At 36.4% G+C, this 11,465-nt stretch carries 12 protein-coding genes; 7 read left to right on the top strand and 5 right to left on the bottom strand.

Features of this window, described 5'->3' with window-relative positions; all coding sequences use genetic code 11:
* On the top strand, positions 1-225 hold a 225-nt coding region (locus GC093_RS23975; RefSeq protein WP_171654451.1), incomplete at its 5' end, for a tyrosine-type recombinase/integrase.
* A 379-nt stretch (positions 226-604) separates the two neighbouring features.
* Here the strand turns inward: GC093_RS23975 and GC093_RS23970 are convergent.
* Complete coding sequence (locus GC093_RS23970; protein WP_171654450.1) at positions 605-943, bottom strand: helix-turn-helix domain-containing protein; 339 nt, start codon at positions 941-943, stop codon at positions 605-607.
* 137 nt (positions 944-1,080) lie between these two features.
* Here GC093_RS23970 and GC093_RS23965 point away from each other — a divergent pair, with 137 nt between their 5' ends.
* Positions 1,081-1,392 (top strand): hypothetical protein, encoded by a 312-nt coding sequence (locus GC093_RS23965; RefSeq protein WP_171654449.1) that lies wholly within the window; start codon positions 1,081-1,083, stop codon positions 1,390-1,392.
* Between the two features lie 87 nt (positions 1,393-1,479).
* Here GC093_RS23965 and GC093_RS23960 read toward each other — a convergent pair whose 3' ends face one another.
* On the bottom strand, positions 1,480-1,893 hold the full coding sequence (locus GC093_RS23960; protein ID WP_171654448.1) for a helix-turn-helix transcriptional regulator: 414 nt from the start codon (positions 1,891-1,893) through the stop codon (positions 1,480-1,482).
* Between the two features lie 942 nt (positions 1,894-2,835).
* Here GC093_RS23960 and GC093_RS23955 point away from each other — a divergent pair.
* From GC093_RS23955 to GC093_RS23935, 5 genes are all read left to right on the top strand, one after another.
* Positions 2,836-3,102 (top strand): hypothetical protein, encoded by a 267-nt coding sequence (locus tag GC093_RS23955; RefSeq protein WP_171654447.1) that lies wholly within the window; start codon positions 2,836-2,838, stop codon positions 3,100-3,102.
* 151 nt (positions 3,103-3,253) lie between these two features.
* Positions 3,254-4,180: a TnsA endonuclease N-terminal domain-containing protein gene (locus GC093_RS23950; protein WP_171654446.1), complete on the top strand. Its 927-nt coding sequence runs from the start codon at positions 3,254-3,256 to the stop codon at positions 4,178-4,180.
* Entirely contained in the window at positions 4,162-6,102 is a 1,941-nt protein-coding gene (locus GC093_RS23945; RefSeq protein ID WP_171654445.1) for a TnsB C-terminal domain-containing protein, read from the top strand. Before GC093_RS23950 ends, GC093_RS23945 begins: the two co-directional genes overlap by 19 nt.
* Positions 6,103-6,115: 13 nt before the next feature.
* Positions 6,116-7,108: an ATP-binding protein gene (locus GC093_RS23940; RefSeq protein WP_171654444.1), complete on the top strand. Its 993-nt coding sequence runs from the start codon at positions 6,116-6,118 to the stop codon at positions 7,106-7,108.
* Between the two features lie 39 nt (positions 7,109-7,147).
* Entirely contained in the window at positions 7,148-8,518 is a 1,371-nt protein-coding gene (locus tag GC093_RS23935; RefSeq protein ID WP_171654443.1) for a hypothetical protein, read from the top strand.
* A gap of 221 nt (positions 8,519-8,739) precedes the next feature.
* Here the strand turns inward: GC093_RS23935 and GC093_RS23930 are convergent, their stop codons facing one another.
* From GC093_RS23930 to GC093_RS23920, 3 genes are all read right to left on the bottom strand, one after another.
* Positions 8,740-9,060: an antibiotic biosynthesis monooxygenase family protein gene (locus GC093_RS23930; RefSeq protein WP_171654442.1), complete on the bottom strand. Its 321-nt coding sequence runs from the start codon at positions 9,058-9,060 to the stop codon at positions 8,740-8,742.
* A 390-nt stretch (positions 9,061-9,450) separates the two neighbouring features.
* The gene (locus GC093_RS23925) at positions 9,451-10,821 is read right to left on the bottom strand and encodes a serine hydrolase domain-containing protein (RefSeq protein ID WP_171654441.1); all 1,371 of its coding nucleotides are present in this window, start codon (positions 10,819-10,821) and stop codon (positions 9,451-9,453) included.
* Positions 10,822-10,961: 140 nt separating this feature from the next.
* The gene (locus GC093_RS23920; protein WP_171654440.1) at positions 10,962-11,261 is read right to left on the bottom strand and encodes a hypothetical protein; all 300 of its coding nucleotides are present in this window, start codon (positions 11,259-11,261) and stop codon (positions 10,962-10,964) included.
* Positions 11,262-11,465 lie beyond the last annotated feature (204 nt).

Genomic DNA, 11,465 nt, shown 5'->3' with positions numbered 1-11,465 from the left:
CCAACAATCCGTCACTCATTAAAACTGTTGGCAGCACGAAGTGAAGTAGCTGCAAATGTATACCCACATCGGTTTCGGCATACCTATGCTTGTCAACTGTTAGATAATGGTGCTCCATTGGAGTTTATACAAGGGATGCTTGGGCATGAAAAGGCATCAACCACTCAGATATATGCTCAGTTGCGGGGTGAACGACGGAGAGAATTGTATCGACGTTATTTTTAGGATACATGTGAGGATGACGGAGAAGTAGTAATTTTACGAATAAATTTCCTTATGTTGATTGCAAAAGATGACAGGTATCGGTCATGTATTACTGTAAATAATGCGGACTCATTTGTATTGTCCCAAAGACATAAAAAAAGGATGGAACATCAAAAGTCCTTGAATTTCAAGGGATTTTTCATTTTGGAAGCATAAGTTTGCCATGTTAAATTGGAAGCACAAGCATTCCAAAGCAGCAAACTTATGGGTTAAGTCTCAAAAAAGCTTGTAAACTTATTAATCCATTAAGGTGGCCCATCACGGTAGCAAGACATTTTACCTTGCTTCTTGATGACAACCTCAAAATAATTTAAGGGACTATTCGTAATTGAATAGTCCCTTAAATTATTTCATTTAAAAAAACACTAACCTTTTTGAGATCAGCAGCTTTTAATTCGAGAAGTTGTCCATAAATCTCACGAAGAATTTTTTCTCTAGATGATAATTGCTTTAAATTTATACTAAACTCGTAATTAAAAACTTCTTGAACTTGGACTTGTAAACCATCACAGAGCTTTTGAAGATTGATTAAAGATATATTCTTCTCAGCTCTTTCAACTCCACCTATGTAGGTATAATGGAATCCACAGCGTTCGGCAAGTTCTTCTTGTGTTAGCCCCTTTTGCTTTCGTAACTCACGAAGCCGTTGTCCTACCTTTTTCAGGATTAAATTATCCATAATTACACCTCAATAGTCAGTGTAAACAATGGAACAATTGCAATACACCATACTTTGAATATTAAATTATAAATTATAATACATATAGGTATTAATTATCTTGAGATTGACAATAACTATTAACGGAGGTGAGAGATTTGGTTGAAGAACAAAACTATCAAATAGAAAAAGGTTTAGTAACACCGAGGGGAATTGAATTTAGAAAATCATTTTACACAAGTCCCAGCTGCATTGAACACAAATGGTTTGAGTTAGCGGAACGAGCAGGGGAGTGGATCATCCCTATAGCAGTACAGCCCTCAAACCAAAACGAGATCATTTTATTTGATATTGCAAAAATAAGCTTAAATCAAAACCCTTATAACATAGAAGACAGAGAAAAATACTTTCAAAAAATGCAAGAATTAAAATCAGTTTATTTTTCACAGAATTCAAGACGGTTTAAATAATTAATTTTTCTTATTACAAGACATTTCAATTTAATCAATATATTAGTTAATCAATAATTCAATATATTAATATACATAATAAAAAAATTAAGATGTCTCCTTAATATTATTTGGGATAAGTCTATGAATCTCAATATCTAAAACAAAACAAATCTCATATAAAGTGAGTAATGATATTTTTTGAACACCATTTTCTAGGTTCGTGATGGATGTTCGGGAAAGACGAATACGATCACTAAGTTCTTGTTGGGTTAAACCTTTACCAACACGAGCTTCTTTTATTCGTCGTCCTATTTCAGAAAACAATAATTGTTCAACTCTCCAGTCGCTGTGATGATAGCTGGACTTTCGTTTCATTAGCACACCTCTCCTTTTTATTTTTATATCTTTAAAATCATCAGTAAATAAAGTGGAAAAAATCGAAATACGCAGCTCCTGATAGTCTCCATCTGTAACTGTTAACACTTCTTCCTGAAGGACTTCGTGCAATAAATTTTCCATCCATACTACCTCCATTATTCCCAAATTAGTATTCTCCCAATCTAGTATATGGATTTATCCTCTCAACTATTACAAATATAGTCTACTAGACTATCGGTATCTCGGTAGACCAAAATCATTTTTTTTGTTTATTATCTTTTGAATGGTTTATACGGTTGACAAACATAAGGTAGATCAAATAGCCAATTTAACGCTTAAAGAAACTTTTTTCACTGGCAATGTTTAAATCATTGACGAAATGGTTATAGTTCCTGACTATGGAGGGACAATTTCAAAAATGAGTGAAAAAAATATTCCGTTCCAGTTTCGACCGATTAAGATGACCAGGGGGTTAAAGTATGGAAGTGAGTACTGGGAAAGTTATGCCCCTAAATAAAAGAGAGATGTTTGCTTTTTTAGCAATTTAAAGTATGACCATTGGGTAATAGTCGAAACAGACCCCACTATCAGTAATTACTGTGAACAAGCGTTCAAGATTCCCTATATCCATAATCGTTTATTAACAGAAACTGTTGTGGACATGTGGTATTCCAAAAATGAAATCAACACTTTCGTTGAGGTGAAGTATTTCGAGGTTCTGGAGGCTGATAACGATGAAGGGGAAAGAGCATGACGACAGATTAAAGCTCAACAAAAATGGTGTGAGGAGAATGGTTTCTACCACGAACTAGTAACGAAAAAACAAATTCGGCGTAATCCGTTGCTTCTTTCGAATAAAAAGAAAATCCTTTCACTTATCAAATCGGGTTGTATTAATGAAGAACGACTAAAAGATATTTTAGGAATATTAAAGGAAGAGCGCAGCTTTCTTGAGATTAACCAATTTTTTCCCTAGTTACGGCCGAACGAAATCCAGTTCGCATGCGCCTGGTTAATATATAAAGGAAAATTAACTCACAACTTAGATAAGCGACCCTCTGGAAATAAAACAGAGGTGAAAAAATGCCCAGAAGAAAGTTAATCGAATTTGAAGTTGCTAATGCTCAATATCTAAACTTCTTAACGTGGCCAGAAGTCGATATCAATGTTTTAAATGAAACTGACCGAGAAACCTACCTTAGACGTAAGCAGGCAGTCGAGGAGTATTTAAAAGGCTCTTTGACTGAAAAAAATATTGAAACCCAAACTCGTATAAGCCGAAATGACCTGCGAAGACTTGTTCGACGAGGATGGATTCCTCTGGGGGGTTCGAGCTCTGAAGCCAAATAAAAAAGAGAAAATCAATAAATCCGAAGGTGCCAGTAATAAAACCAGTACATTTGTTTAGTAAGTTCACGGAAGCATGTCTCAAAGAAGGGATAAAACTCGATGAGTACCCATTTATACGGAAAATCAAGGATATCGGTCGCTACAACGATACTTGAAAAAACTTGAGTTAAACCATTTTGGAATAGCAACCAGTAGGTACGGAGAAGATTCTCATACAAAATTGAATAATACAGGCATCGGCGAACAAAATGAAACCAATATTGTTAGGCCATATCAAAGGGTGCAATTTGATGCTCACCGGATTGACACTGTATTTTCCATAACATTTACAACAGTCGATGGTGTCGGAACCAGGACACAGGGATTATACAAAATAAGGGGAGATTCGATAATGAAGGAAATTAATAATCCGTTCCAATTTCATGCGATTAAAATGACTAGAGGGTTAAAGTATGGTAGTGAGTACTGGGAAAGTTATGCTCCTAAATTAAGGAGAGATGTTTGTTTCTTTAGTGATTTAGAGTACGACCATTGGGTACTAATCGAAACAGACTCCATAATCAGAATTTACTGTGAACAACCGTATAAGATTCCGTACATTTATAATGGATCACTAACAGAAACTGTTGTAGACATGTGGTATTTAAAAGACGGAATTAACACTTTTATTGAAGTAAAGTATTTCGATGTACTGGAAGCTGAAAATGAAGAAGGCCAGAGAGCAAGACGTCAGATAAAAGCCCAACAGACATGGTGTGAGGAGAATGGTTTTCACCACAAGGTAATCACAGAAAAACAAATTAGACAAAATCCGTTGCTACTTTCTAATAAAAAGAAAATCCTTTCACTTATAAAATCGGGTTGTATTAATGAAGAACGACTAAGACACATATTAGACATATTAGCAGAGAATCGTAGCTTTTTTGAGATAAATCAGGTAATTCCGGAGTTAAAACCGAGCGAAATCCAACTAGCATGTGCTTGGCTCATTTATTACGGAAAAGTAATTCACAACTTAGATAAACATCCTTATGGAAATAATACACAGGTAAAAATAAAATGCCCAGAAGAAAACTAATCGAACATGAGGTCGTAGATACTCAATATCTCAGCTATTCAACGTGGCCAGAAGTCGATATCTCTGCTTTAAGTGATATAGACCGGGAAACTTACAATAGACGTAAACAGGCAGTCGAGGAGTACTTAAAAGGTTTATTAACTGAAAAACAGATTTTCACCCTTACTCATATAAGTAGGAATGAACTGCGGAGACTTGTTCGTCGATGTTTGAGCTTTGACGAGAATGGATTTCTCTGGGGATTTCGCGCTTTGAAACCGCAAAAAAATGTTCGACTTTATAGGAGAAAACAGTCAGAAAAGGGGTTTCAAGAATGTAAGCGTACTGGAGAATTTGAACTATTGCTGGACCGATATCCGACAATACGTGACTTGATTCACGATTTGTATTTGAAAAGACGGACTAGAAATCCTTCAGAACCAGTGATAAAACCAGTACATTTATTTAGTAAGTTTACGGAAGCTTGTCGCAAAGAGAAGATAAAACTAAATGAGTATCCATTTAATACTGAAAATCAAGGATATCGATCACTTCAACGATACTTAAAAAAGCTCGAATTAAAACATTTTGGAATCGCAGCATCCAGGTATGGAGAAGACGCTTATAAGAAATCCAATAATACAGGCATCGGTGCACAAAATGAGCTCAATATTGTAAGACCATATCAGAGGGTGCAATTTGATGCTCACCGGCTTGATGCCGTATTCTCAATAAAGTTTACAACAGTAGAGGGCGATGAAGTTCAAAGAGTTTTAGAAAGAATATGGATTTTATCAATAATCGATGTTGGCACACGTGCAGTTTTATCACACTATATCAGTCTTAACAAGGAAATATCCGCGGTTGATGTTATGGCATGTGTGCGTAAAGCTATTATGCCTCACTCGAAGATTGATTTAACAATCCCTGGATTAAAGATCACTGAAGGTGGGGGATATCCATCAGATGTAGTTAATGACTGCGGATGGGCAGTGTGGGAAGAACTGTCTTTTGACAATGGAAAAGCAAACCTAGCCAATATGGTAAGGGAGAGGTTGAAACATTTAGTAGGATGTAGTGTAAATGCTGGACCAGTATCACTCCCAATGCGACGTCCGTATATTGAACGATTTTTTCAAACGCTCGAAGAATATGGGTTCCATAGATTACCCAATACAACTGGAAGTAATCCGAAAGATCCGAGAAGAAATAATCCAGAAAAACAGGCCATCCGGTTTCATGTAACTTTGGAAAATCTCGAGGAACTTGCAGAGGTGCTAATAAGCAATTATAATGGCACTCCTCATGGGGGGATTAGTCATCTTACACCGCTCGAAGCAATGGAACAGAGACTGGGTAGGGGTATGCTACCAACTATATTAGATGAAAGTAAGAGGTCCGGCGTAGCATTTATGCAAGTTGAAATTACACGCGAAGTAAAAGGTAACATTAAGACTGGAAAACGCCCTCACATCAACTATGCGAATGAAGAATACCGTAACGATTATTTGGCAAACTCTGCTCAATTAATTGGCACGAAATTACGAATCCAAGTAAATGTTGATGACATAAGATACCTTCGTGCATTTTTACCGGATGGTACAGAGTTAGGTACTTTAGTTGTTGTGGGCAAATGGTCGGAAACACCACACTCATTAAAACTACGACAACAAATACATCGCCTTAAAGAAAAGAAGATCATTCACTACTCAAAATATGATGATCCTATTGCAGTTTATCAAATACATATGACAAACATGGCCTTACAAAATGAAAAGTCAAGTGTAAATAAACTCGCACAAATTCGAAGATTACAACAGCAAAGAGCCGAAGAAGAAGCTCGGAATGCGGCAACGATGGATTCAGAAGTATTAAACCCTTCACTATCTATGCCAAAAATCGATGAGGATGAAAATGAACAGCACCATATAATTATTTTTTAGAAAGGTGAACAACATGTCTGAAAAAAATGATACAAGCGTGACAAAGAATCGTCCACTCGTTTCTATAGGTCATCATCCAATTGAAACTGGCCAATATGTAATTCCAACAAAAGAAATACTCAAGGTAAACTCTGTGGTAAAAGATTGGGTAGTGAAGCGTGCTTCAGGAGGAATTATTTATGGTCGACCAAGAATTGGTAAGTCACAAGCGTTGAAGTATATGATGGAAGTCATACCTAGAGAGCTTGGTGACAATTTACCAATATTAAAGACCCGTTGCAGGAAGTACAAAATACCTTCAGAAGACACCTTCTTTGAACATCTACTTGAGGATTTTGGTCATGGATTTCCTTCAATCGGTAAAGCAAACAAGAAAAGGAGTCGTGTTTCCAATTTCTTAATTGAAAAAGGTGAAAAATCAGGATTGAGAAGAGTAATTGTGTTTATTGATGAAGCTCAGAGGTTAGTCGAACTGCAATATGATTGGTTAATGGATATTTATAATGATCTAAATGAGGCCGGCATATCGATGACTGTCATTCTAATAGGTCAAAAGGAACTATTATCCATTCGGACAACAATGCTTCAACAAAAGAAAGCTCAAATTATTGGAAGGTTCATGACTAAAGAATATGAATTCTCAGGTGTCAAAAGTGTCGATGAAATAAAAACATGTCTTACAGGTTACGATAACTTTTCAGAATTTCCTGAAAAAAGCGGTTGGTCGTTTACACGATATTTTTTTCCAGAAGCATTCGAGAATGGAGAAAAATTATCCCAATTTGCTGACACAATTATAAATGTTTTCATTGATATCAGAAGGGAACATGGTTTATCTAAAAATTTTGAAATTCCTATGCAGTACCTAACACTAAGTATTGAAATAGCTCTAAAGACGTCTGGGGCACATGGTCATTCAAAGGAATGGTTAACAGTCAATGACTGGCGGAATGCAGTACTTGGCTCAGGATATGTCGAATCTGAAATCTATATGGCCTTAGTGTAGAGTAGAGGTGGAATAATGTTCTGCTGGAGAAGTGAATGGGTGCAACCATTTGAGTCTGCTTGGTCTATATTTGAGAAGTTCAAATTTGCAAATCAAGTTAATTCTATAGAACTTCTACGAGTGTTTGGAACTGAACAGGTTAAAGCAATTAAAACGTCATTAAACGGAAGGGGAATTAGAGAACTTTATTATTTGGAAAGTTTTGATGAAGATCTACTGACTTGGGGTTTTAAATTTAATGTTAAAGTACATAATTATAGTTCACTTGACACTATAATGAATTCATTGAAGCGTAGGTACTATAGCTACTCTGAGTTTTTTCATGAAAAGTTCGTATATTGCGCAATCTGTATGAGAGGGTCAGCCCATCACAGTCTCTTTCATCAATTCAAGTTGTTGAAGAGTTGTCCGTACCATATGTGTGAATTAAGTTACAATTGTCCTATTTGCCAAGAACAAATGCCTTATATGATATGGAAGGATAAAAATCTTATTCCATATATGTGTAAATGCGGGCATTCGATATTTGAAAATTCAGGGAAATGGGTGAGTCTATGGACTGAACAATTAATAATTAAAGATCCTCTAGTGTTAGAGTGGTTAAACTGTTGCAGTCAGGGGAGAAGACTGTATTTTAATGAGGATCTTGTATTTTCTAGGATAAATTGCTTTGAAATGGCCTTAAAAGTTCTTAAATCTGAGACAATTTTAACGGAAAAGGAGTCGGTACGATTACTACAGTATTCAGACATTCAGTGGGGCTGGAAATTAAATGATGAACTTTATGCTTTAGTAATTGATGTCTTTAAATCATTTGATAAACACCTCAAGAGGCTTATTATTAAAAAACATAAATATTGCCTTCAAACAACAAGAAAGTATTTCTATAATCGCCATATCGAAAAAAAATGCGAATATTCGTTTGCTTATATGACTTGGCGAAATACTTTATTGACTGCTGATAGGGAATATTGGTCGTATTCTCGACTTAAGGTAAGACCTACAGAATTTAATCATATGCGTAAGTTTCCTTTACAAATGATTCATAAACAATTAGAACATTTTGTAGAGTATTGGCAAATGAATAATGAGACTTTAAAGGATGTCAAATCACTCAAATTGATGCTTTCTAAAGTAACAGTTGCTCTATTAAGTGCATACTGGAAAGTATGTCAAGAAGTTGTTATTGGAAATAGAACAAACAATAAGGCTCTTAATGCTCTCGAAAGAGAGTCTTTGGCAAAAGCATTTTCTTATCAAGAACCTTGTGTTTTTGTTAATTTTACGACTTCTGGAATCAACTGCTGCAATGAGCAGCGCAAAATGAAACCAAATCTTGAGATCTTCAATAGCAGCAGCATAGCATTAAACAAATTATTAGAATGTTGCAGCGCAACAAGCCGTGTTTAATTACCGGCTTTTTTTATTGGGAATAATATTGTTGGGATATGCAGACACAAACTCGAAAGCGCATATGTTTGTGTCGCGTAAGCACCTATGTTTGTGTCGCCGGACAATTATTTATTATAAAAATCCGAAATTGGGGATTTATTGATTTTAGTACATATGTATAAAATACGAATTTTGTGAAGATGTTACCTCGTGGTGTCTACAAAAAACGCGATAACGCATTAAACAAACAAACAGAAAGGCCCTATTTGACCACTTTCCCCTTTCTTGCGAATTAACTTCGACCAAATACCCTTACGCTGGGCAATTAAATGTCGTTCATTTTGTTTCCATTTTTGTATAGCTTCGAGCGACTCCCAATAAGATACAGTAATACCTATACCTTGTCTTGCACTCTCTACTCCTATAAATCCGGGTTGGACGGACGCAAGTCTTTCCATTTCATCTGCCATTTCCGCATATCCGTTATCCCCGTCTGTTCGTTCAGATGTAAAAATTACTGCATAATAAGGTGGTTCTGGGGTTTTGGCAATCCCACTCATTTCGGCACCTCCGTTGTTAGCTATTTACTATTACAATATCTACATTACTGCATGATGTGCCCGGATGTATAGCTTATTAAAATTAACCTGCCGTTACTTCAACGGAAATAAAAAAGGAGCCGCTCCAAGCAACTCCTGCACTCTCGTTCTTCGTTAGAGCTTAACGCCGTACAGTTCCCTTGTATAAAATCACTTATTTTATTAGCATGTAAAAACATAAAGAGGCATGTCTATAAGCCAATCATTCGGACATGATATCAATAATTTCGTGGTAATTTCTATTGTCTCCGGTTAGCCCATGAACTTCCAAACTCCCTTCCCTCTCGTCGAACAGGAACTTATATATATAATCATAAGTGGAATGAAAATCCGGAATGACGTAATGCAGATTTATAATGAATGCATCTCCATCCCAATATCCTTTCGCTTTATAATTTCCAGTTTCTCTAATACAGCTACATCACTCTTATTAGAAAAGTTAAGCGTAAATGCACTAAAATCGAGACCAGTTTTCTTTACCATATAAGTCCTTCCACTAATCTCGTTAGCCATCACCGGAAGCTGAGGAGTAGGCATTTTGGAAGAACTGGCCAGACGTACTTGTTCTTTCATTTGCTGGTTACCTTCCGCATTAACTGGAAGGGCTTGTTCGGATACGGCGGCGCTTTTAATACGAGAGAATATTTTGTTTGTCTCTATCATGGGGTCAGTATCCAAAATATCACTTGTCATTACAACGACAAGATTCTTCTCAGGCGATACAAAAATCCCCTGTCCAAAAGAACCACTTGCATAAAAATAATCTTGGCCACCCCACCATTGATAGCCATATTTATAACCATTGGTGTTAGTCATTGTTGTTGATTCTGATATCCATGTAGCAGGTATTACCTGTTTTCCATTTATTAAGCCATTATTGGCATAGAGGTAGCCGATTTTTGCCATATCTTCCGGGATTAGCTGAAGCCCTGTCCCTCCGTAGCTAACCCCTTGCTTATCAACCGCCCATTGGAAATTTGTAATGCTTAGAGGTCCGAATAATTTTTCCATAGCATATTCTTTTAAATTTATCCCGATTCTTTTTTGAATCATAGCGGATAGCAGATGGGAAGCCCCCGTATTATAATTGAAGGCAGTACCCGGAGCACGTGACATAGGCTGATTAAGGGTAAATTGAACTTGATTAGGACTCTCCATCATCTGGCTGACAATGTTGTTGTTTCCATAAGGTACTTGCCCTTCCGGCCAATCTAGTCCGCTTTGCATCGTCAGTAAATCTTTCACGGTAATCGCGGCTTTATTCAAATCCGTATTGTTTTTGCTTTCCTCCGGAAAGGAATTCAGAACTTTTTGATCTGTGCCTTTTAGGGCACCCTCATTGATGGCAATCCCCGTCAATGCTGAAGTAATACTTTTCGTCACGGAATGGACTTGATAAGATACGCCATCACCTTCTTGATAAGGAGCAAAATAGGTACTAAGTACAAGGAAACCATTCCGCACGATAAGTAAGGAGTGAATATTGGTATTCTGAATCTGGACGGTTTTGAGGACATCAGCCAACTCAGCAGAATGAATACCTTGCTCTTCGGGAGTAGAGGTTCTCCATTTACCACCTTCCCAAGGAACTGAACTCGTTTCGGGTACCGTTTTTTTAACTGGTAACAAGTAAGCGAAAGAGACGAATGAAATCAAGGCAACAAGAATAATGCCTATGGGAATCCAAAGTTTTTTAACACTAGTTAAATCCTTTAAAATCATATATATTCTCCCTTCAATTCCTTTTATAGGATAATTATAGCATTATTTTTTTCCCTTCAATAAAAATGCCCGTTAACGTAATAGAGGCTGCCGATCGTGCTGGCAGCCTCGTCCTGGTGTTATTGTGCTAACGTTCTTCGTTAGTTTAATAAAGGGGTAATAATCATCAACAAGATGGAAGAAGCAACTAGTATAAGAGTGGTCGTTTTGGATAATCTTTCTCTTCTTTTACCAATATACCAGCCTGAATACTGTAACTTATTTCTATAAAGAACAAAAAATAAACATATTATTGCAATCCATGCTAACCAACCATAGTGAATGTTGTTTAAGTTAAAACCAAGAAATGAATAAGAATAGCCCAATAAACTTACAGATAAACCAACAAAGATTAATAATAATATGAAACGTAAAATTTCCCCCAATAATAAATATAACATTATATAATCATCTCCCACATCCCTTTATATCCTCTGATATTACCATTAATTATTCTAACCTGCCCGTCCCTCGGTTTTAATGGTTTATCTAACGTATACTCACTCATTCGCAGGATTTCATCACCTTGAAAATAACGACCACTTAGAAAACGAAGTCCTATGGATAAAACTCTTTAATTTAAAGCGTGCGGGAACAGAGGAGCC

The organism is Paenibacillus foliorum (assembly GCF_013141765.1).
Taxonomy (GTDB): domain Bacteria; phylum Bacillota; class Bacilli; order Paenibacillales; family NBRC-103111; genus Paenibacillus_S; species Paenibacillus_S foliorum.
Note: the sequence above shows the minus strand (reverse complement) of the source record. Positions and strands in the feature narration are given on the sequence as shown.